This window comes from Bacillus sp. 2205SS5-2, assembly GCF_037024155.1.
Lineage (GTDB): Bacteria > Bacillota > Bacilli > Bacillales > Bacillaceae_K > Bacillus_CI.
Genome location: NZ_JAYKTS010000030.1, coordinates 25,675 through 47,479, shown reverse-complemented (window position 1 = coordinate 47,479; position 21,805 = coordinate 25,675). Strand labels below are relative to the sequence as shown.

22 protein-coding genes, 10 tRNA genes and 1 rRNA gene are annotated in these 21,805 nt (G+C 39.6%); 3 read left to right on the top strand and 30 right to left on the bottom strand.

Annotated features, from left to right (window positions below):
• The 12 genes from U8D43_RS17045 to U8D43_RS16990 form a co-directional block, all read right to left on the bottom strand.
• A 16S ribosomal RNA gene (locus tag U8D43_RS17045) occupies nucleotides 1-345 on the bottom strand; the annotation flags it as partial.
• A 106-nt stretch (nucleotides 346-451) separates the two neighbouring features.
• A tRNA-Gly gene (locus U8D43_RS17040) sits at nucleotides 452-525 on the bottom strand.
• Between the two features lie 16 nt (nucleotides 526-541).
• A tRNA-Pro gene (locus U8D43_RS17035) sits at nucleotides 542-618 on the bottom strand.
• A 53-nt stretch (nucleotides 619-671) separates the two neighbouring features.
• Nucleotides 672-748 (bottom strand) — tRNA-Arg (locus U8D43_RS17030).
• Between the two features lie 19 nt (nucleotides 749-767).
• A tRNA-Leu gene (locus tag U8D43_RS17025) sits at nucleotides 768-854 on the bottom strand.
• Nucleotides 855-934: 80 nt separating this feature from the next.
• A tRNA-Leu gene (locus U8D43_RS17020) sits at nucleotides 935-1,016 on the bottom strand.
• A gap of 77 nt (nucleotides 1,017-1,093) precedes the next feature.
• Nucleotides 1,094-1,169 (bottom strand) — tRNA-Lys (locus tag U8D43_RS17015).
• Nucleotides 1,170-1,173: 4 nt separating this feature from the next.
• Nucleotides 1,174-1,248: transfer RNA gene (locus tag U8D43_RS17010), tRNA-Gln, on the bottom strand.
• A gap of 206 nt (nucleotides 1,249-1,454) precedes the next feature.
• Nucleotides 1,455-1,526 (bottom strand) — tRNA-Glu (locus U8D43_RS17005).
• A gap of 16 nt (nucleotides 1,527-1,542) precedes the next feature.
• A tRNA-Ser gene (locus U8D43_RS17000) sits at nucleotides 1,543-1,633 on the bottom strand.
• 9 nt (nucleotides 1,634-1,642) lie between these two features.
• Nucleotides 1,643-1,717 (bottom strand) — tRNA-Asn (locus U8D43_RS16995).
• Between the two features lie 85 nt (nucleotides 1,718-1,802).
• Nucleotides 1,803-2,264 (bottom strand): SprT family protein, encoded by a 462-nt coding sequence (locus U8D43_RS16990; protein WP_335872382.1) that lies wholly within the window; start codon nucleotides 2,262-2,264, stop codon nucleotides 1,803-1,805.
• Nucleotides 2,265-2,358: 94 nt separating this feature from the next.
• Between U8D43_RS16990 and cmpA the strand changes: the two genes are divergently transcribed.
• Nucleotides 2,359-2,472 (top strand): cortex morphogenetic protein CmpA, encoded by a 114-nt coding sequence (gene cmpA / locus U8D43_RS16985; protein WP_335872381.1) that lies wholly within the window; start codon nucleotides 2,359-2,361, stop codon nucleotides 2,470-2,472.
• Nucleotides 2,473-2,490: 18 nt separating this feature from the next.
• On the opposite strand, the gene U8D43_RS16980 is transcribed toward cmpA, so the two are convergent.
• The 14 genes from U8D43_RS16980 to acpS all read right to left on the bottom strand — a co-directional run bounded on the left by U8D43_RS16980 (nucleotide 2,491) and on the right by acpS (nucleotide 15,138).
• Complete coding sequence (locus tag U8D43_RS16980; RefSeq protein ID WP_335872380.1) at nucleotides 2,491-4,671, bottom strand: Tex family protein; 2,181 nt, start codon at nucleotides 4,669-4,671, stop codon at nucleotides 2,491-2,493.
• A gap of 720 nt (nucleotides 4,672-5,391) precedes the next feature.
• Entirely contained in the window at nucleotides 5,392-5,988 is a 597-nt protein-coding gene (locus U8D43_RS16975; RefSeq protein WP_335872379.1) for a PP2C family serine/threonine-protein phosphatase, read from the bottom strand.
• Nucleotides 5,988-6,782 (bottom strand): RNA polymerase sigma factor SigB, encoded by a 795-nt coding sequence (gene sigB, locus U8D43_RS16970; RefSeq protein WP_335872378.1) that lies wholly within the window; start codon nucleotides 6,780-6,782, stop codon nucleotides 5,988-5,990. Before sigB ends, U8D43_RS16975 begins: the two co-directional genes overlap by 1 nt.
• On the bottom strand, nucleotides 6,760-7,230 hold the full coding sequence (gene rsbW, locus U8D43_RS16965; protein ID WP_442893628.1) for an anti-sigma B factor RsbW: 471 nt from the start codon (nucleotides 7,228-7,230) through the stop codon (nucleotides 6,760-6,762). The genes sigB and rsbW overlap by 23 nt, the downstream gene beginning before the upstream one ends.
• Nucleotides 7,230-7,565: an anti-sigma factor antagonist gene (locus U8D43_RS16960; protein WP_335872377.1), complete on the bottom strand. Its 336-nt coding sequence runs from the start codon at nucleotides 7,563-7,565 to the stop codon at nucleotides 7,230-7,232. Before U8D43_RS16960 ends, rsbW begins: the two co-directional genes overlap by 1 nt.
• 80 nt (nucleotides 7,566-7,645) lie before the next feature.
• Nucleotides 7,646-8,656, bottom strand: a complete 1,011-nt coding sequence (locus U8D43_RS16955) for a PP2C family protein-serine/threonine phosphatase (RefSeq protein WP_335872376.1) — start codon at nucleotides 8,654-8,656, stop codon at nucleotides 7,646-7,648.
• A gap of 12 nt (nucleotides 8,657-8,668) precedes the next feature.
• On the bottom strand, nucleotides 8,669-9,070 hold the full coding sequence (locus tag U8D43_RS16950) for an anti-sigma regulatory factor (protein ID WP_335872375.1): 402 nt from the start codon (nucleotides 9,068-9,070) through the stop codon (nucleotides 8,669-8,671).
• Nucleotides 9,071-9,074: 4 nt separating this feature from the next.
• Nucleotides 9,075-9,431: an STAS domain-containing protein gene (locus U8D43_RS16945; protein WP_335872374.1), complete on the bottom strand. Its 357-nt coding sequence runs from the start codon at nucleotides 9,429-9,431 to the stop codon at nucleotides 9,075-9,077.
• 3 nt (nucleotides 9,432-9,434) lie between these two features.
• Entirely contained in the window at nucleotides 9,435-10,274 is an 840-nt protein-coding gene (rsbRA, locus tag U8D43_RS16940) for an RsbT co-antagonist protein RsbRA (protein ID WP_442893627.1), read from the bottom strand.
• A gap of 210 nt (nucleotides 10,275-10,484) precedes the next feature.
• A complete protein-coding gene (gene ndoA, locus U8D43_RS16935; protein WP_335872373.1) occupies nucleotides 10,485-10,835 on the bottom strand; it encodes a type II toxin-antitoxin system endoribonuclease NdoA in 351 nt (116 codons plus the stop codon).
• Between the two features lie 4 nt (nucleotides 10,836-10,839).
• On the bottom strand, nucleotides 10,840-11,121 hold the full coding sequence (locus tag U8D43_RS16930) for a CopG family ribbon-helix-helix protein (RefSeq protein ID WP_335872372.1): 282 nt from the start codon (nucleotides 11,119-11,121) through the stop codon (nucleotides 10,840-10,842).
• 389 nt (nucleotides 11,122-11,510) lie between these two features.
• Entirely contained in the window at nucleotides 11,511-12,692 is a 1,182-nt protein-coding gene (alr, locus tag U8D43_RS16925; protein ID WP_335872371.1) for an alanine racemase, read from the bottom strand.
• 360 nt (nucleotides 12,693-13,052) lie between these two features.
• Complete coding sequence (locus U8D43_RS16920) at nucleotides 13,053-14,063, bottom strand: LolA family protein (RefSeq protein ID WP_335872370.1); 1,011 nt, start codon at nucleotides 14,061-14,063, stop codon at nucleotides 13,053-13,055.
• Nucleotides 14,064-14,778: 715 nt separating this feature from the next.
• Nucleotides 14,779-15,138, bottom strand: a complete 360-nt coding sequence (acpS, locus tag U8D43_RS16915) for a holo-ACP synthase (RefSeq protein WP_335872369.1) — start codon at nucleotides 15,136-15,138, stop codon at nucleotides 14,779-14,781.
• Nucleotides 15,139-15,210: 72 nt separating this feature from the next.
• On the opposite strand from acpS, the gene U8D43_RS16910 reads away from it, so the two are divergent.
• On the top strand, nucleotides 15,211-15,810 hold the full coding sequence (locus tag U8D43_RS16910) for a rhomboid family intramembrane serine protease (RefSeq protein WP_335872368.1): 600 nt from the start codon (nucleotides 15,211-15,213) through the stop codon (nucleotides 15,808-15,810).
• Between the two features lie 390 nt (nucleotides 15,811-16,200).
• Here U8D43_RS16910 and U8D43_RS16905 read toward each other — a convergent pair whose 3' ends face one another.
• The 3 genes from U8D43_RS16905 to uvsE form a co-directional block, all read right to left on the bottom strand.
• Nucleotides 16,201-17,691 (bottom strand): PH domain-containing protein, encoded by a 1,491-nt coding sequence (locus U8D43_RS16905; protein ID WP_335872367.1) that lies wholly within the window; start codon nucleotides 17,689-17,691, stop codon nucleotides 16,201-16,203.
• A complete protein-coding gene (locus U8D43_RS16900; protein ID WP_335872366.1) occupies nucleotides 17,684-18,166 on the bottom strand; it encodes a PH domain-containing protein in 483 nt (160 codons plus the stop codon). Before U8D43_RS16900 ends, U8D43_RS16905 begins: the two co-directional genes overlap by 8 nt.
• Before the next feature lie 307 nt (nucleotides 18,167-18,473).
• On the bottom strand, nucleotides 18,474-19,433 hold the full coding sequence (gene uvsE, locus U8D43_RS16895) for a UV DNA damage repair endonuclease UvsE (RefSeq protein ID WP_335872383.1): 960 nt from the start codon (nucleotides 19,431-19,433) through the stop codon (nucleotides 18,474-18,476).
• A gap of 418 nt (nucleotides 19,434-19,851) precedes the next feature.
• Here uvsE and U8D43_RS16890 point away from each other — a divergent pair, with 418 nt between their 5' ends.
• Nucleotides 19,852-19,974, top strand: a complete 123-nt coding sequence (locus U8D43_RS16890; protein ID WP_335872365.1) for a hypothetical protein — start codon at nucleotides 19,852-19,854, stop codon at nucleotides 19,972-19,974.
• Nucleotides 19,975-20,311: 337 nt separating this feature from the next.
• On the opposite strand, the gene cshA is transcribed toward U8D43_RS16890, so the two are convergent.
• Nucleotides 20,312-21,793, bottom strand: coding sequence for a degradosome RNA helicase CshA (gene cshA / locus U8D43_RS16885; RefSeq protein ID WP_335872364.1), 1,482 nt, complete (start codon nucleotides 21,791-21,793; stop codon nucleotides 20,312-20,314).
• Between the last annotated feature and the right edge of the window lie 12 nt (nucleotides 21,794-21,805).

Here is a 21,805-nt window from a genome sequence, read left to right as displayed (position 1 = left end):
GTCTGGGCCGTGTCTCAGTCCCAGTGTGGCCGATCACCCTCTCAGGTCGGCTACGCATCGTGGCCTTGGTGAGCCGTTACCTCACCAACTAGCTAATGCGCCGCGGGCCCATCTATAAGTGATAGCCGAAGCCATCTTTCAACACCTCGCCATGAAGCAAAATGAATTATCCGGTATTAGCTCCGGTTTCCCGGAGTTATCCCAGTCTTAAAGGTAGGTTGCCCACGTGTTACTCACCCGTCCGCCGCTAACAATAAGGAGCAAGCTCCTTATTGTTCGCTCGACTTGCATGTATTAGGCACGCCGCCAGCGTTCGTCCTGAGCCAGGATCAAACTCTCCATAAAAGTTAAGTTTGACTTGCTCATAAAACATTTTTGTAAGAATCAAGTTCTTACGTTTAAATTAACGTTGACGTTTCGTCTTTTCAGTTTTCAAAGTTCAATCAAAAATTGGAGCGGGTGATGAGAATCGAACTCACATCATCAGCTTGGAAGGCTGAGGTTTTACCACTAAACTACACCCGCATTTATTAAAAGAAGATGGTCGGGAAGACAGGATTCGAACCTGCGACCCCTTGGTCCCAAACCAAGTGCTCTACCAAGCTGAGCTACTTCCCGTTAGTTTTAACATTACCGTCATAGCATGTTGTAGAGCTTTTTGATGGTACTAATGGCGCGCCCGAGAGGAGTCGAACCCCTAACCTTTTGATCCGTAGTCAAACGCTCTATCCAATTGAGCTACGGGCGCATATTAAAGTGAAATATCTTGGTGCGGCCGAGAGGAGTCGAACCTCCACGGGGTTATCCCCCACTAGGCCCTCAACCTAGCGCGTCTGCCATTCCGCCACGACCGCGTCATAAGCAATGAAGCAACAAGTATTAATCATATCTTCAACTCATTGTTTTGTCAATACTTTTTTAAAAAAGAAAACAATGCGGGTGAAGGGAGTCGAACCCCCACGCCTTGCGGCGCTAGATCCTAAGTCTAGTGCGTCTGCCAATTCCGCCACACCCGCTTAATATGATATTAGATTTTCCGCTTCGCATTCCGATCAAACCTACATGGTGAGATCTTCTACTTTGCAAAAATCTTTGGTGAGCCATGAAGGATTCGAACCTTCGACCCTCTGATTAAAAGTCAGATGCTCTACCAACTGAGCTAATGGCTCGTTATGGCTGGGCTAGCTGGATTCGAACCGGCGCATGACGGAATCAAAATCCGTTGCCTTACCGCTTGGCTATAGCCCACTGTTAACGAATATTACTTCACCGTCTCTCAACAGCGACAAGAACTATCTTAACACATTGTCTCGATGTTAGTCAACGCTTATTTCAAAAAAAATTCACACCAGATTTTCAGAGATTCAATGACATCCATCTCTTCTACCACAGGCATACTATCTTTCTATACCCCAATACAAGCTACGAGAAAATTAGGCTTCCTCAACACTAGATGACCCGTACGGGAATCGAACCCGTGATACCGCCGTGAAAGGGCGGTGTCTTAACCGCTTGACCAACGGGCCAAAATAAAAAAAGACCTGGCGGAGAAGGAGGGATTTGAACCCTCGCGCCGCTTGCGCGACCTACACCCTTAGCAGGGGCGCCTCTTCAGCCACTTGAGTACTTCCCCAAATAAAAATGGCTCCGCAGGCAAGATTCGAACTTGCGACCGATCGGTTAACAGCCGATAGCTCTACCACTGAGCTACTGCGGAATAGTCTAATGTTTGACATCAACAATGTAGATTATATGAAATTTCATATAATCTGTCAAGCCATACAAAATGAAAAATTGATAAATCACTTTTTTCCTAAAAATACAATACTCCCCTTACAACGCCCACAGACATACTTGGTTGTATTCATTTTTTTCTTACGATAATAATTTAGTCCGCATTTTTCACACCGATACCGATATTCCACTTTCCTTTCAGAACGATTATATGAAGGAAGAACAGCACAATGCCTCGGAGCATCAACTTTTTTCATTAGAGATTTAAAATCTTGGTCCTTGTGCCTATATCCTTTCCCCTCAAGATGTAAGTGATAGTGACATAACTCATGCTTAATGATACCGATTAATTCCTTATGACCTAACTCATCATAATACTTCCTATTTAGCTCAATATGATGTTCCCTTAATAAGTAGCGTCCACCTGTTGTTCTTAGCCTCAAGTTGAAATACGCTTTATGTTTAAACGGCTTCCCAAACAAATCAATCGATATTTTTTCTACCGTTTTTTGAAGTTCCTCATTTCTCATCGGAATTCTGCCCTTTCTCTTAGAACATGACAAGCTATTATAGCATAAAATAAGATAAATCTGTCTAACTGACTTCAGTTAAGGAGGTATCTCAATGCCGAATTGGCTTCAAAACCAAATGAAACGAGCCTTCCTCGAAAAAGACCACTACCAAATTAAATTATTGAATCAATGTTGGTTTTTTTACAGAAAAAAACACCGCTCATAAGCAGTGTTTTCACAGAATTCATTTCTCTATTGGAGAAAGCATCGTTAATGACACTCTTCCTTTTTGTACATCGATACTTTCCACCCATACGGTCACAACATCACCCAGAGATACGACATCTAGAGGGTGTTTAACGAAGCCTCTTTTTAACTTTGAAATATGCACAAGCCCATCTTGTTTAACACCTATATCAACGAATGCTCCAAAGTCTACAACATTACGAACAGTTCCCTGCAATTCCATTCCTGTTAGCAAATCTTCCATTTTCAAGACATCTTTTTTCAATAACGGTTGCGGCAAGTCATCTCGCGGGTCTCTACCCGGTTGAACAAGAGACTCCCTTATGTCTAGTAATGTTAACTCTCCTATATCTAGCTTTTCGCCTTTTTCCATCAAATTCACGGTTCCTAATGCTTCACGAAGTTTTTGACTACCTAACATGGAGGACGAGAGCTTAAGGTCTTGCAATAAGTCTTTTACTTTTTTATAGTTTTCAGGGTGGATTGATGTATTATCAAGCGGTTCTTCTCCTTCTAAAATACGTAAAAACCCAATACATTGCTCATACGTCTTCGCACCTAGTCTTGGAATGGTTTTCAGTTCCTTCCTACTCGCAAAACGTCCCTCTTCTTCTCTTTTCTTCACAATATTGTTGGCTACGGTTTTTGATAAGCCCGCTACATACTGAAGCAATGATGATGAAGCTGTATTTACATTAACCCCTACTCGATTTACTGCTGTTTCCACAACAAAATTTAAAGACTCATTTAGTTTTTTTTGCGAAACATCGTGCTGGTATTGACCTACTCCTACCGATTTGGGATCAATTTTCACCAATTCTGCGAGAGGATCCTGTAATCTTCTTGCTATTGAAACAGCACTTCTCTCTTCTACTTGTAAATGTGGGAATTCCTCGCGAGCTAATTCTGATGCCGAGTATACACTGGCTCCCGCCTCATTGACAATCAAGTACGAAACATTTGAAGAAACAGCCTTTAATAGGTCCACAATAAATTGTTCTGTTTCTCTGGACGCTGTTCCGTTTCCGATAGCGACAATTTCCACATTAAAAGCCTTCAGCATATCCGCAACTTTTCTTTCGGCATCCTCTCTCTTAGGTTTTGGCGGGTGCGGATAAATCACATCAATGGCTAGTACTTTTCCTGTATCATCTACAACAGCTAACTTACAGCCTGTTCGATAGGCTGGATCTACACCTAACACTATTTTTCCTTTTAGTGGAGGTTGAAGCAATAGATTCTTTAGGTTTTCCGAAAAAATATGTATCGCTTGGTCTTCGGCTTTCTCGGTCAGTTCATTCCGAATCTCACGTTCAATTGACGGTTGTATCAGACGCTTGTATGAATCTTCAATGGCTTCCGAGATAATAGTTACAGATGTTGAGTTTTCCGTTTTTATTACCTGTCTCTTAAGATAGGATAGAATCACATCGACGGGGGGCTGAACAACAACCTTAAGGATCTCTTCTTTTTCTCCACGATTCATCGCAAGAATACGGTGTGGAACAATCTTTAAAATTGGCTCCTCGTATTGATAGTACATTTCAAATACTTTTTTCTCATCCTTCTCTTCATTTTTCGAGGAGGCTAAGACAATTCCTCTTCGAAACGTTTCTTTTCTGATCCACTCTCGGTAACTTGCCGTATCAGACACTTTTTCAGCGATTATGTCTTTCGATCCATTAATAACATCTTGAACGTGAGAAATCTCTTTTTCTTCAGAAAGATAGACTTGCGCTTCCTTCTCAATTGATACGGTTGGGAAGTTTAGCAACCAATCCGCAAAAGGTTCTAGCCCTTTTTCTTTTGCAACAGTCGCTTTTGTTCTTCGCTTTTGTTTATACGGTCGGTAAATATCCTCAATTAGTTGTAATTTATCGGCGAACTGAATACTTTGTGCCAGCTTCTCCGTAAGTTTTCCCTGTTCTTCTATCAACCGAAGTACTTCTGTTTTTCTTTGCTCTAAATTTAGTAAGTATGTATGTCTATCCATTATTGATCGAATTTGCACTTCATCGAGAGCATCTGTCATTTCTTTTCGATACCTTGCAATGAATGGCACTGTATTTCCTTCAGATAAAAGTGAAATTACATTACTCACTTGCTTTTTTTGAAGACCTAGTTCATTTTTGATTTTCTGTATTAATTCTACATTTTTTTCTTTTAGTTCAACACTCATGATTATAGTCCCCCTATATTTTTCAGTACCTTTTCAAAGTCAAACTATTAGTAGCACTCATCTTTCTACTCAAACATTATTCCCTAATTATGATTCAGATAAAGCACAGGTAAGAGAAACCATCTTGTTCAACTTATTAACATAAAGAAAAAGCAAGAATCTCCCTCTAAAAAGCAGATTCAACACAGCCACTTAAAGACCACCGCGAAAGGATGAAACAAAACCCCAATGAAAGTTTCACCCCATTTTACCACACCCCCTAGCCACTGGAGGATTATTCATTTGCCCCCGAGTCCCTAGCCACTGCAGCTGGATCACGTAAAGCGGAAGTGGCTCGCCCAGCAGCGGCGGGCAAATGTTATCCAACAGAGAAGGTCCTGACCTTTGGAGTTGGATGTTATTTGTCCCATAGCTGCTAGCCACTGCAGCTAGATCAAAAAAGCGAAAATCACTGCTAAAAAAACTCAAAAATTAAACAATAAAATCTAGACTCAAGTAAATTTCTTCTCAAATCTGGTTTTATTCTCTCAAAAATGGCTATTTCCTCAAATTTTATCGCTTTTCGTACCCAATCTATAAACGAGAATATAGCTTGATTTCCAGGCATCCTTTCGTCTATTTTGATAAAAACTCACAGTGAAATGGAGGATCCAATCAAAAATGACACAAATTAAGCACACCCTATACGAGAAGATCCTTAAAAAAACAAAAAGCCCACCCTCAAGAGAGCAAGCTTCCAATGATGAACGTAGAATCATCTGAAATATCTGTTTGTAACTCGAGAATATCCTCCGAAATCGATAATAGATTATCTCGATTATTCATCAACGCTTTAATTCCCATGACTTGAATTCCATCTGAATGCATTAAAAATTTTGATTTATCTTCATAACGAAACCGTTGAGTCTTAAATTTTTGCGGTCTCCCTGATAAATAACCTGTTACCGGTAATGGATAAGTTAGCTTCCCTTGAGGTGAATAGAGGTAAAAACGAATATTCCCTACACAGCTATATTCAAAGGTTTTCTCTACAAAATCAACCTTAAGTATCGCAACAGCTGCGCCCCGCTTATGAACCATTTTCTTATTGGACTCTTTCATTAATTCATCAACAGAATGGGCGTGATTTTCCTCTACATAAGTAATAACCGCATTCGACGATTCATAGGCGTACTCACCACTACCAAGTCCATCCGCTAATACACATATAAAATAGTCTTTTGTCTCTTTAAAGAAATAACTGTCCCCACAAAAAACATTCTCATTTTTAGAAGATTGCTGAACATGAACATCAACACTTGAATGTACTAAAGCCATTATAGCATTCTCTCCGTAGTTTCCGACTCAGATGTTATCGCTTCTCTGAGCTTTTTAATCGCTCTTCTTTGCAATCTAGATATATGCATTTGGGAAATCCCTAACTTTTCTCCCGCTTCTTTTTGGCTGAGGTTCTCCAAATAAGTATATTGCACAATAAGTTTTTCACGTTCACTCAAAACATGAAGTACTTTTTCTAACACTAAACGTTGATCTGTTTTTTCATACCCTTCGTCCATACTTCCGACAATATCCAATAACGTCACTGTGCTACCATCGGAATCCGCTTCAATAGAATGGTCTACAGATAAAGCTTGATAGCTTTTCCCCATTTCCATCGCTTCTAGGATCTCTTCTTCTGTTACCTCTAGGAAATCCGCAATTTCTTCAACACGCGGCGAACGCTGCAACTGAGTAGTTAATTCCTCGACAGTTGATTTAATTTTAGGACCTAATTCCTTGATTCGACGCGGAACGTGAACACTCCAGGTTTTATCTCGCAGAAATCGTTTGATTTCCCCTACAATCGTTGGAATCGCAAATGCTTCAAAACTCTTTCCAAACGAAGCATCATAGCGGCGAATCGCACCTAAAAGACCCATTAGTCCAACTTGCACGATATCTTCATGATGGGATTTCCCTTTTGAATATTTTCGAGCAATAGAATGAACAAGATTATTGTAGTGAAGAACAAGAGAAGTTTGAGCTTCATCGTCTCCTGTTTCTTGAAATTCTTTAATCCATTGTTGAACCTGATCTTTCGTCGATTGATTAGGTTGAGATAGTCTTGGCATTTGCCTCCACCTTCTCTCCTTCAAGGTACTTGGTCATAAAGACAGTTACCCCCGCCTGGTGATGTACTTTCACGTCATCCATAAGGCTTTCAATAAGATATAGTCCTAGTCCTCCTTCTCTTAAGAACTCCACAGAATTATCTGCATGATAAGGACCTACCTCTTCTTTTGTTTTCTTGAAATCAAAGCTCTGACCGCTATCTGAAACCATAACCTCTAATCGGTCTTCATAGAGCCCAAATCCGATGACAACTTCTCCGTTATTTTCTTCTTTATAAGCATGCTGAACAGCATTTGTAATTGCTTCACTGGAAGCAATTTTCAAATCTTCAATTGAATCATACGCAAAACCCATACGGCTAGCAATTCCCGATAGAGTCAATCGAATCACTCCTACAAACTCTGGTTTCGCGGGAATTTTCATCTCGATGTAGTCAAATAACTCCATTATTCCACGCCACCTTTTGTCTCAGAATTGACATTCATAATATCCGAAAGGCCGGTAATTTCAAACAATCTTTTTAGCCTATCTGATAATCCCGTTAAATATAATTCACCATTTTGAGCCTTTAATTGTTTGAACAATCCTACAAACACACCAAGACCTGTACTGTCCATATACGTTACTTCAGATAAATCAACATTCATTACTACCTGTTCTTTTTGATCCACAAGTAATAGCAAATCTTCCCTGAGTTTTGGAGCAGTATAAGCATCAATCTCTCCATTAACTTTAACATCAACTATTTCATCATTTACATTTTTATCGACAACTAAATTCAAGTAGCTCACCTCATTCACACAATTCTTTAGTAGTTATCTTCCCTTTATGATAAATATTAAACATTAATTTCAATTTCTTTTCATATTCTTTTCAAAATGATTAGTGTAAAATCATCCCTTAGTCGAAAATCTTGTAATCGCTCGAGATCTTTATATAGGTTATTTACAATATCTTGAGCGGGCAAGTCCAGGTAGCGCTCGATATAGGATATTAATGTATCTCGTTCAATAAACCCTTCTTCTGTTCGGCACTCTGTAACGCCATCTGACATCAAAATAATCATATCTTTTCTTTCTATCTTTTGTTCATATTGTTTATATTGCACTTTTTTATCAACACCGAGCAAAAGCCCTTTCGCCTCTAAATCTTCAAACGACTGTTCTTTCGCTCGATAATGAAAACCAGGTTCATGACCAGCTGAAGAAAAATAAAAGACATTATTTTCAAGATGGTACATTCCATAGAACATCGTGATAAACATGCTAATGTCCACATTTTGTTCTACCACCCGATTTAGGTTTTCCAATACCAAATGCGGATGATGATGATCTTCCGGAAGAGAGTCCATCGCATACTTAATCATGGACATACATAACGCCGCTGGAATCCCTTTTCCAATAACGTCCGCAATAGCTACACTGACTGATGTATCACCATTTTGGACAAAGTGATAATAATCGCCATTCATCTTCTTCGCCGGAACAGAAATAGCGCCAATATCAAGCTGAGACACTTGTGGAATCTTTGTTTCAAGCAGAGTGTTTTGCATATTTGCCGCTATATCTATTTCATTATTGATTTCTTGTTGCATCGTTCTCAAACTTTGATGCTCTCTATAGGCAAAGCCATATCCGATCATAACCTCTAATAAAATATCAAATGATTGCAATAGTTCTTTTGAAATGTTAGGATACAGCTCCAGCACTGCAGACTTATGAAGATTTATGATTTCTTCTGGAGATATTTTATGTTCTATTGATTTCCTACTGAATTTTTGACTTTGATAGAGAGCTAACTCCGACTGATCAGCAAGATAATTTTGAATGATTTCTCTATATTTTGTATCCATCGAATCCCTAAAAACCTTCATACTTACCCATCCTTAACGGAGCCATTTGACCGAATGAATCTTCGTTCCTTCTCCCGTTGTTGATTCTATTGAAAATTCATCCATCAGCCTTTTCACTCCAGGCAAACCTGCACCTAGACCTCCTGAGGTAGAATACCCATCTTCCATTACTTGTCTAATATCCGCTATTCCTGGACCATCATCAATCGATGAAATCTTTACCCCTTGATTCATACCTTCTGATACCTTTTCAATACTGATTTGACCGTGCCCTGCATACAAATAGATATTTCTAGCTAATTCGCTTATCGCAGTGGTGATTCTCGCTTGGTCAACTGTACCAAAGCCGAGCTCCTTTGCCACATTTCGACCTAACTGTCTAGCAGCAACAATGTCCCACTCATTAATTATCTTTACACAGGATTGGCTATCCATGCGGCTATTCCTCCAATTCCTGCTGTAGTTTCTCCAAGCCTTTTTCCAAATCGAGGGCGGTCATAACATCATTTAGGCGAATACCTAATTCCACCAAGGTAATCGCAACAGCTGGCTGAATGCCTGTGATCACAACTTCCGCCCCCATCAATTTGGACATATCAATTACATCTCCGAGAACTTTAGCAATGAAAGAATCTATGAAATCAATAGAAGTTAAATCTACCACCACACCTCTTGCGCTTGTTTCATGAATTTTGTGAAGCAAGTCTTCTTGAAATTGAAGAGCTGTTTTGTCGTCTAACTCCCACTGAATCGAAACCAATAGACAGTCTTTCAACTTTAAAATCGGTATTCTCATGCCTTACCCCTCCGTCCCGACAATTTTGCGACCGGTTAACTCCAAAGCGGCTTCGACGCCTTTTTGCATCGTACTTTTCGTTATAAACTGATTTAAGTCAATTCCTAAATTGACAATCGTTTGAGCAATTTCCGGACGTATACCTACCAACATCGCTTTAGCTCCCACTAGTCGAACAGCGTCTGCTGCTTGGATAATGTGGTGGGCAACCATCGTATCTACAACCGGTACTCCCGTAATATCTATCAACACCACTTCAGCTCTGTGGTCAACGACACCTTTTAAGAGGTTTTCCATAATTAATCTTGCTCGCTCTGTATCGATAGTTCCTACTAGCGGCATTACAGACACTCTTTCAAACATTGGTATAAGCGGTGCTGTTAATTCTTGTAACGCAATCTTTTGAAGTGTAACCGTTCGCTCCCATGTTTCGGTATAACTTAGTATCACTTCTTTCAGCAGCGGAGAAGTCCACTGATCTAACAGTTCCGATAATTCATCTAAACGGCTTGGTTCAACAGCGTCCTTTTCTTTCATTCTCTTTAGAACGATTTTTTGGAAGTAACCAAGACCTGCCGTTACCATCGTTAAGGGCCAACCTAACCGGATGACTTTTTCTGAAAAATCTTTTAATTTCTCTATATACTGATTGTCAAAGTCTGTTAAATTTGAAATAACTAGATCAACGAACTCATGACTCGTTTTGTCGAACACTTGATTCGAAATTACCTTTACGAACCGCTCATCCGCTTCTTCGATCATAAGTTCCTTCCAATCTTTTTGAATTACTTCATAATGGTTTTCTAAAAACTTCGTCACTTGGCTATACATTTGCTTCACCATTCCTCCTCATGAGCTAATCTACTTCATTATTTTTGCCCATCACAATAAATCTTAATAACATACTATTTTATCAAAGCGGTGTCCCTTATTAAAATATCACACCTCATGTAAGCATATATACATCTATATTAACACAAAAGTGAGTTCGTAGAATTACCCCTTCTTTAATAACAAAAAGCACCCTTCATGATTGTAAGGGTGCGGGAATCTTTAAAACTCTATTAGTCCTAAACTAATTTGTAATGCTTCATCAACCTTATCCATCATTTCATCATCTAAATGCGTGATTTGATCGGTTAAACGTTGTTTATCAATCGTTCGTAATTGTTCAAGCAAGATAACGGAATCTCTTTCAAAACCGTAACGCTTCGCATCAATCTCAACATGAGTAGGCAGTTTTGCTTTCTGAATTTGCGCCGTGATGGCAGCAACGATTACAGTGGGACTAAACCGATTCCCAATGTCATTTTGCAGGACTAGTACCGGTCGTACACCGCCTTGCTCAGAACCAACAACAGGGGATAAGTCTGCAAAATACACGTCACCACGCTTAACTATCAAAGGGCTAGCCTCCGCTTACTAATCGTTCTACAGTATGTTCTGCCTCAAATTCAGCTTGCATGGCTTCTGAAGCAATAGCTAGATTGATTTTCGCCATTTCCATATAGCCTCGTCTCATAGATTCACGGATTTGTCTCTTCTTACGTTCACGCAAGTACATTTTCGTCGCACGATAGATGAACTCGTTACGATTAACATTTTCTAGTTCAGCAAAGCCGTCTAATTCCGTTAGTAGCTGTTGCGGTAAGCGAATTAAGATTTCTGTTGTTGCGCTGGATTCAGACACAAACGACACCTCCACCATCAATACGTACCGATTCTTTTACTTCCCTACCCATCATACCATTTCTCCCTGTAGAAATAAAGTGAAACTTCTATTTAGAAAATTGCGCCATCCATCCCTTTCCTTTTCTTTGTTGGAACAGGAAACAAACCTCATTCTCTTTTCAAGTCTAAATACCCTCTCTATTATTATCAGATACTAGGTTGTATTATGCATTTTTTTACTTGTTTACATAATTTTTAAGAAAAGCGAAAGGTTTCGACTTATTCGCGACAAGCACATGACGAGGAATGACCTGAGGTGTACTTTACCTCGTGACGACTTTCGGCTTATGCCCTCGAGCCGATAGCGCCTGGAGCTAGACATCATTTTAATTCCCAAAAAATTCATGTTCACCCCTTAAGAAATCCACTTGAAGTCAATAATTTATTGGACACTTCTATCGGCTCTCCACTTTGAATATAAATTCTTGGAACCCGATTAGATATGAGACATGGAATTTCATAATTGATGGTGTCCAATTGTTGGGCTACTTCATCTATTGAAATATACTCCGTTCCTTGCTCTCCGATTAAGGTAACTTTTGTCCCCAGCGGAACTTCACGAGGAAGCTTAATCATGCATTGATCCATACATATCCTTCCAACAATTGGCACTCTTTCTCCATTTATCAATACCTCTTGCCCTTGAAGCCTCCTTAACCATCCATCCGCGTATCCAATCGGTAATGTTGCAATCCATTCGTCTGTTTTCGATTCATAGGTCGCTCCGTAGCTCACTTTCTCGCCTGCAGGTAGTTGCTTTATGTGTACAACTCTAGTATGAAGAGAAAACACTTGCTTTAGCTTATAAGGAAGAAGAGGTTTCATCTCTAGTGAAGGAGACAATCCATACATTGCAATCCCTAAACGGACAGTATTATAGTAAGAATCCTCAAACCGAAGCGAAGCAGCACTGTTGGCCGAGTGTATATATTTAGGTGAAATATCTAATACCTCAATCAACTGATTAAATCGCTTTAGTTGGTGGTGAAAATATACGGATTCGGTCTCATCCGAGGTTGCAAAGTGGGTAAAGATCCCTTCAAAAATATATTTATTCGTTTGGCTAATCGCTTCCTCTACTTCTTTTAATTCTTCTTCGGACCGAATACCTATTCTCCCCATCCCTGTATCACATTTCACATGGAGGGAGAGAATTTCTTCTTCTTCAAGGTAAGTGGCCGCTTCAGCTAGCCATTCTTTATTAAAAACCGTTAAAGATATTTCGTGCTCAACAGCAATATGTACATCTTCAGGTCTTGTTGCTCCAAGGACGAGAATAGGAGCAGTAATTCCATTTTCCCTTAGACTTAAGGCCTCGTCTAGGAAAGCCACCGCTAACCCACGGGCACCAGAATTTAACGCGGTCTTAGCGGTCTGCAAATCGCCATGACCATAAGCATTCGCTTTTACCACCGCAAATATATTTATCCCTTCCGGTAAATGTCGTTTGCATTGTGAAACATTATAGGAAAGTTTATCTAAATTAATTTCTACCCACGTATCTCTAAAAAACTGTGTCTGCGTTTCCAAAAACAGGTCACTTCCTTAACTTTTACATTCTATCTATTTCAAATTTCGAAGATTAAATTAATCTTTTTCATGACCTTATACAGAGTAATAATTTTTAACGGTTTTCACCCTGACTTCTACTCTTATCTTTTCTACCATTTTCGACCTATTTTACATTATGGATAAATCGATTATAAATCCCTCTCATGTGTTTTTCTTATTATTGTCCATTATAGCTCATGAATAAGATTTACTAAACTGTTACCCCAAAACAGCGAGAACTAGATGGTTCCACTCTATTTGCCTTTTTGCTCCAGACAGTATGATGGGCAAGTTCAGCACACTCAAAAACAGGCTCTAGTTTAGAGCCTGTTACCATTGTTATTTCACCATTGTACCTTGAACTGATTTAGCTAACGAGACCATTTCATCTTGAGACAACTCAGTCGAAGCGAGCATATAGTCAATTCCGTCATAGGTCCAGTAGATAGAATTATCCGTCATCGCACCCATAGTGAATCCAAGGTCGACCATTTCGCCACTTACAGAGGTTGGTACAGTCACGGTTGGAATAACAGTGGATTTTTCTTGAATTAACGTATAAGATTTTTCTCCATCATACGTTAACACCACTCTTTTTCCATTTTCAATCTTGACTTCTTTTTTATCAACTAGCGTTAATCCTGGCATTTCCATCGGATATTGAACGGTGAATTCTGCGTCTGACACTTCAGCCATCACCGGTATCTCTAATTTAGCACCTGTCATATTTTTTTCCATATCGAAAGAATCAGCATCAAATTTCGCTTTTAAGTCTACTGATGCAAACTCAACAGTGACAAGTGAATTGCGATCTGAATCCATTACCTTTACAGATGCAGGAGCTAAATTCTTTTTATGAAAAGAAATCTCCTGAATTGGTAGCATCTGATTATTCTTGTAACGAGTTTTTGTTTCATAAACGTAATAGTCCTCTGTTTCTGAGAATTTCGCCTCTTTATCCTCTAGAATATCTTGTATTAAAGACTCGTATAAATATGCCTGAGAGCTATTTTCTGGCCAATCACTTTGAAACTTGAAGCTTTTATTAAGCGCTGGCGTTAACACAAAAACCCCTTCCTCATTACGTAGGATCATTTGACTTTGTTCTTTTTCAGAATTTTTCAATTGAACTCGGTAAAAATCCGGTTCATTGTGCCAGACCTCTACATCATACGTTTGAGGCTCCTTCCCTACCTGCACTGTCATTTGCGCCGTTGCTTTATACCCTTTCATGTCATCCAGTTTCGCGCTCAGGTCCTTTGTCACATCTTCTTGTGACTTTGCACCGCAGGCTGTAAGGACTAACATGATTGCAATGGCAAACAAAAGCACGAACCAACTTTTTCTCATATTCCCAACCCCTTTTTTGTCATTTACATAAAAAGGAGAGGAAAGGACAGAAGTATAAAGAGATGAACGAGATCCTATTCGGCAACACGTTCCCTTCTTAATGAAGGAGTCTGAGGCTCAACGACATCTGTTTATCCTCCAATCTTGTCTCTCCTGTTGCACTATGAATATATGAGACAACCATGGGGTTTATGATGAGAGGCGTACAAGTTCTTATTTTTTCTTCTCGAGCTTTTAGACTATTTTTATTTTTAGCCTCTATTCGTATAGGTTATTGCCGCAAGAAAAACAGCCGGCTTCAGCTATTTCCATCCGTAATTTCTCCTTTAATGGATACGAAAAGAGCCTTTGTATTAGACATACGAATTCAAAAAGCAACAATCCATGCGAAGACAGCCTAAAGTTAATTGTCCATGAAATCCATTGTTCTTATTGATTATGTTCAAAAAGTAGATAGACAGATGCCCCGAAGCTGATCTATTTACGAGAATATGTATTGCTGCAAAAAGCGATACTCATTTCAAAAGGTTGTTTTCGCAAAGATTGTTGCTTTTCGAACCAGTCTATAAATGGTGATATCGTTTTGTTTCGGGCATCCTTTCGTCTATTTTTGATGGGAATCAACAGTGAAATGGGCGGTTTAATCAATAATCAGATGAAATAGCCACAATGTATACGAAAAGAGCCTTTTAAAAACAACCTTTTATTGAGCAGACTACATTGTTTCGATGATCACAACAGCGGCAGCATTTTGTTTCGTATGAGTTATCGAAATTTGCACATTTTCACCTAGTGTCGTTGGCTGAGACAAATACGGCCTCCCATTCGGGTCTTTATTTATTTCGATATCTTGAAAAGATAATTCTGCACCAATACCCGTACCTCTTGCTTTGGCATAAGCTTCCTTCACCGCAAACCTACCAGCAAAGTATTCAATTTTTCTCTGTTCAGATAAAGAGGTAAACTCTCGCACTTCCGACTCAGTTAATATTCTATGAACAAATTTTCCTTGTCTATCCAACAATTGTTTTATCCGGTTTAATTCAATAACGTCAAGTCCTATCCCCTTAATCATCGTTTTTCCTCCTTCTAAATGTGTGGTATGGTACATACAATAACTACTGCCAGTAAAGGTTGAGGTGATTGTATGTTTGTTCGTTCTGAAAACTTCTCTCAATATATTCGTTCCTATCCAATCATTTCGTTCATTGTCTCTATTCACTTGGTGATTTTTCTGTTAACCATAATTCCCTTTCTGCCCCATCTCTGGGTGTACGAACAATTCGCAGGTGTGAATTTATACATCCTCCAAGGGGAATGGTGGCGACTGATTACGCCAATCTTTATTCATTTTGGCTTTGCTCATTTATTATTCAATTCCATCGCACTGATTATTTTTGCTCCACCACTTGAAGAGTTTTTCGGTAAATGGAAATTCAGCGTTCTATATGTTATCTCGGGAATCACAGGCAACTTAGCCACCCTGTTACTCGCACCCCCTACTTATAGTCATGTGGGAGCAAGCGGTAGTATTTTCGGTCTATTCGGAGCTTACTTAGCCTTTATCTTAATCCAAAAAAACACCGTCACTCAAGAACTAAAGCAGGTTGTGGTTCCTATTGTCTTAATCGGCTTAATCTTATCTGTCTTCCAACCGAATATCAACTTGATTTCTCATATATTTGGCCTGCTCGGTGGGTTCGGGCTTGGATATCTGTTATTTTCCCGAATACGGTCCAATTCGTAAACAAGCACAAGACGTGGATGGCGCCTGGAGCTAGACACATCGAAATGCGCAAGGCGCCCGATTATCGGCGACCGGCATAAGTCGAGCCGGCTGAAAGGTTGCTCTTTGACCTTTTGGACGGATTGACTTATGACCCCGAGCCGATGGCGCTTGGAGCTAGACACATCGAACTACCAACATTCCACATTGAACCTCCCACTTTCCTGTCAATACCTTTCAAGACCAGAAGAAAAAATGACCCGAAACAAAGCTACATCACAAGTGATAACCTAGTTCGAAAAGCAATAAACTTTGCGAAGATAGCCTTTAAGAAAAAGCCTCGCTGAAGACAGCGAGGCTTTTTCTTATGGAAGGTGGTGCGTGTAGACCGAGTTCCGAGTAGGCAAACCTTTAGGAATATACGGATTTACTATCTGAATTCATCACTCTCTCTTCAGGACTATACCACACTCTCACTTTTTCACCGTCTTGTTCATTCATATAATACACCGTTCCTACTTTCGGACCCGCTCCTGAGGTAGTTACAACTGAAAAGGAATTCAGTTCCTTCCGCTTTTGCAACCAAGATTGCTTTCTCTCAAAACTTTGAATCCGTTTTTTTAGAACAAGCATCGTGTGTTTAGAGACCACTCGATATTGTAAGCTTAACTGATTTCCAATTATATTCCACCCTGCCGATCTGTATTTTAAATAGCCCCAAAAAGCACTGAAAACAAAAACCAGCAAAGAAAGAGTACCTAACGGAAAAAAGATAATGGACAATAAGAGCGTCGGAATCACAAACATCCAAGACTCTCTCATCATATACCTACGTATCGATTTTTTTGGTGCTCGCTGAAATGAAACAGCAACGTTATATTCTGGAAGTAACACCTGAAGGAGAGATCCAATCTTATTCTTTTTGATAAATGGAAACAGTTTAATATTCAGACTTTCCTTATCAAAGACCGATCCCCCCGCACTATCCAAATGGACGGCTGCAAACCCAAACCATTGTCGCAAAGGATTTTCACTCACACGTATCCCTTGAATTCGATTTAAAGGAATGCTTAAGCGCTTTTTCTCAATGATGCCTCTCGTGATGATAATTTCATCAGCTGATTTCTCTACTTTAAACTTCCCGTAAACAAGAAAAACACCCAGGATAGATAGAAGCCAAGCTACAAGTAATACCAAAAAGATTAATACTACGACAAAAAGAACGCCATTTCGAATGATTCCTTCTACTTGCGCAAATATTGCTTGATAAGGAATATACTCAGTAAATTGTGATAACACTACCGCAATCCCAGAAATGAGTACTCCTGCTCCTCCTGACGTTAGTGCCATTAAAAGTAAATCGCGTGAAGTCATTTGATGTACGACTTCATTAACATCTTCTTCACCAATAGGTAAAGCTTCTCCTTCTGAGAAGACCATTTGTTTATTTTTTGTTTTTGCCTCTCGAATCGTTTGCTGAAGTCTTTCTGCTTCTACTTTCGGAATCGCCGATAGTTCTGCTTCTGCTTCCGTTCCTGACGATCCAGCCGTCTCGACTTTGACTTTCACTAACCCAAAAGGTCGCTGGAGTATTCCTTCCGAAAAATTCAAGCTTTGAATTCGTTCAAACGGGATATAGCGCTTCTTTTTTACAAAAATACCGTTTTCAATCCGTAGCTCCCCTTCTTCTAAACGATACGTAAACCGAACCCATCCCAAAATTCCCATCACGAGAAAGATTACTAAAATGACTCCCATAATAAGGATAGGAACGTACTCCCATATCGAATTTTTATCCCCGTTGATAAAGAAGAGAAATACAAATGGCAGGACCATCTCTTTTAATCGTTTAATAAAACTCTCCACCGCTGCAATGGGATGAAGCCTTTTTGGATTAGACATCATCTTCCGCCACCCTTGCTAACGCGGAAATTGAATGACGTAATTGATCCGCCTCAAAGACATCTAATGCCGGAATTTCATGTGGTGTAGCGGCTGTTGAAATCGTAATCGTTGCTAGATTGTATTTCTTTAATAATGGACCTTGAGCTGTGTCCACATGTTGTACTCTAACCATTGGGATAAGAGTCCTCTTCACAATAAACACTCCATGTTGAAGCTCAATTTCCTGTTCTCGCACTTCATACCGCCAGCGTTTCCAGCGAATACCCGGGATAACATAAATAAACACAATCGAATAAATTAACGAAAACAATATAGCAATTGCGATAATCCACACCGGCCAGTTAAATACAATCGTCAATACCGTCGCAGCAATTGCTAAAATGATAACCACTAAAGAATGAAAAAAACCATAGAGCCTCCACACTGGCAATGCTTTCTCCGATATCCTTTTGTTTGGTTCTTTAAATCCCATTCCCTTTCCCCCTTTATCTCAATCTTCTCTCTTTTATACGTACTGAATCTGTATTGGTTTCCCTCTTATTATAAGGCTCTTTTCGTATACATTGTGGCTATTTTATCTGATTTTTGACTAAATACTCCATTTCACTGTTGATTTCTATCAAAAACGGACGGATCTAAAATGGCTAGGGACTCGGGGCAAAGTTATATCATAGATAATAAACTGATCCGACAAGCCACAATCTTTGCGAAAACAACCTACTTTAATCTCTCTGCCCACATTTTGAAAAACTTTTCATCCCTCATATTAAACATAAATCTTATACAGTAAAGGAAGAATCACTCAACCATGTGAACAAGTTCTTTTCCTTTAACTCTTTAACTAAACGAAATAATGCGTCATCTTTTTTCTTTGCCTCGATCATACAGTCCACTTGATCTACCGATCCTGCTACTTGTTTCAAAAACGTTAAAAACATGTCGACATCAATATAATCTGCATGCGCGCGGAACTCTTTGTCAGATCGCGGGGAGGAAATATGCATTTTAAGTGGCAAAGGTGAATGATCCCACGAAGCCACAACCCGTTCCCAATGTGGTTCCCACGGTTCATCGTGATAAGCAAGGTGATGATGATAATCGAACACATGAGGAATTCCTAATTTTTCACACAAATATAAGGCATCTGTCATTGAAAAAACGGTATCGTCATTTTCAAGAATAATCATCTGTTGGATAGCTGGTGGAACGAATCCCCAATTCGCAATGAATTGTTCTAGCGCTTTTTCTTTATCATCATAAGCTCCTCCCACATGAAGCACACATCGATGGATTGGATCAATTTTCATTCTTTTCAATAGTTGTTCATGTAATTTTAACTGGCGTAGACTGTTTTTTAAAATATCGACCTTTTCAGAATTCAATAGCACAAAGTGATCCGGATGAAAATCCACTCTCATAGGATTTTCACTTAAAAATTGCGCGATCTCGTCTAATGGCTCTTTTAAATTCCTCATATATTTCCACTCTTCTAATTCTGGATGATTAGCTAATGGAATCAACTTGGAACTAAATCGAAAAAATTCTATTTCGTTTGCGACACAGTGCTTTAATAGACGTAAACAATTTCTCAGATTTGAGGTCGCAATTCGCTCCAACTTTTCGATGGCTGCTTCCCGATCCTTTAACCCGGAAAATTGCTTATACGTCATAGTTTGTGAAGGTGAGGCGTTCTGCAAATGAACACTCATTGCCACATACCCTAAACGAATAACCGTCATCAAATTCCCCCTTTTTCGTAGTATGCCCAGCGAAAAACCGTTCATCATTAGGACAAGTAATAGAGCAAGATGCCCATTTTCCGCTGGGTACGAGGGAGAGTGAACAATATATCCTTCTAGTTTCATGGCAATCAGTAGCACTCTTTCAGAACCCAATTATTTGAAGACTCTACAGAAAAATCACTGGATATCCATAAAAGAACACCCCTTTTTGAACGGGTAAAATCTAGAAACTACATTTTTACACTTCCAAAGGGCTTTAGTGCAAAGTCTCCACCCTAATTTTTATTAGGTTGTTTTCGCAAAATTGTGTCTTTTTGGATCAGTTTATTTTCTATGATATAACTTTGCCCCGAGTCCCTAGCCACTGTAGCTAGATCACGAAAAGCGGAAGTGGCTGCCCTGCGGCGTCAGGCAAATGAAGAACTCGGAGGTGATGCCTGCATCACAGGAGAGTTATTCATTTGACCCCGAGCCGCAAGCCACTGCAGCTAGATCAAGAAAAGCGGAAGTGGCTCGCCCTGCGGCGTCAGGCAAATGAAGAACTTGGAGGTGATGCCTGCATCGCTGGAGGGTTATTCATTTGACCCCGAGCCGCAAGCCACTGCAGCTAGATCCGTCTGTTTTTGATAGAAATCAACAGTGAAATAGGGGTTTCCATCAAAAATTAGATGAAATAGCCACAATATATAAGAAAAGAGCATTTAATAAAACCTTTCAGACTTGGTGATAAAAGCAATTTTTTCTAGACAATCACTAAGTATCTACTGTTTTTCTTCCATCTTGTTCATTTCTCTAGTAAAAAGACATTGTTCATTCTAAATAACATAAAACCAGTTTAAAAAAAGCTGCCGACATAAGTCAGCAGCTTTCGGTATTTAGTCTTTGCGACGACGATCTTTATCACGGTTGCGATCACGATCTCTATCGCGGTCACGAGTGTTAGATGGGCGACCACGACGAGCACCACCACCACTATTTCCACCTTTTCCTTTTCTGTTTCCAGAACGTTTATCTCCACCACGACCATCACGTCTAGATGGTAGAGGGCGCTCCTCAGAAATTTGTATAGGTGTTGTATCTGGTTCTTTTGTTAACATTTTCAACAACACAGCACCAATTTGCTCTGGTGTGTATTCTTGGAAAAGCTCTTTCGTTAAAGCGGCATACTCTTGAACGTCTGTGCTTTTAATACTTTCGGCAATTGTTTCAAGAGCTAAACGTTGTTGCCCTTCCATTGCTTCGTTTAGGGTTGGTGGCTTTAACGGCATCATACGTTTTTTCGTTGTTTGTTCAACAATACGTAAATAACCCATTTCACGAGGTGTAACAAATGTCATTGCCATTCCTTCTTTACCTGCACGACCTGTACGACCAATACGGTGAACATAGCTCTCAGGGTCTTGCGGAATGTCATAGTTATACACATGAGTTACGCCAGAAATATCAAGACCACGTGCTGCCACGTCAGTTGCTACAAGTACATCAACGCGTCCTTCTTTAAATTGACGAAGAACGGACATACGTTTCGCTTGACTTAAGTCGCCATGAATTCCCTCAGCCGAATAACCACGCATAGATAAAGCTTTTGATACTTCATCAACACGACGCTTCGTACGACCAAATACAATTGCAAGATCTGGTGATTGTACGTCAATCAAACGAGAAAGTGTTTCAAACTTTTCTCTTTCTTGCGTTTTAACAAAATATTGCTCGATATTTTCAACAGTCATTTCTTTTGACTTCACTTTTACTGTTTCAGGATTGTTCATGAAATTCTCAGCAATTTTGCGAATTGGTCCTGGCATGGTAGCTGAGAACAATAGTGTTTGACGCTCTTTAGGAACGTTTTTAAGGATCGATTCAATATCCTCGATGAACCCCATGTTTAGCATCTCATCTGCCTCATCTAATACTAATGAGTGAACAGAATCTAAGCGAAGTGTGCGGCGGTTAATATGATCCAATAAACGTCCTGGCGTACCAACAATAATATGTGGACGCTTTTTCATGGAACGAATTTGTCGTTGAATATCTTGACCTCCGTATACAGCTAAAACGCGAATACGTTTATCTTGACCAATTTTGTATAGCTCTTCCGATACTTGGATAGCTAATTCACGCGTTGGTGCAATGATAAGACCTTGGATACTTTGGCTTTCTTCACTGATTTTTTCTACCATTGGAATACCAAATGCAGCTGTTTTTCCCGTTCCTGTTTGCGCTTGACCAATGATATCTCTGCCTTCTAAACTTAATGGAATTGTTCCTGCCTGGATAGGGGTTGCTTCTTCAAAACCCATTCTTTCAACGGACTTTAGTGTTAGTGGGCTTAATTGTAAATCTGAAAACTTCGTCAATTTTTCATTCTC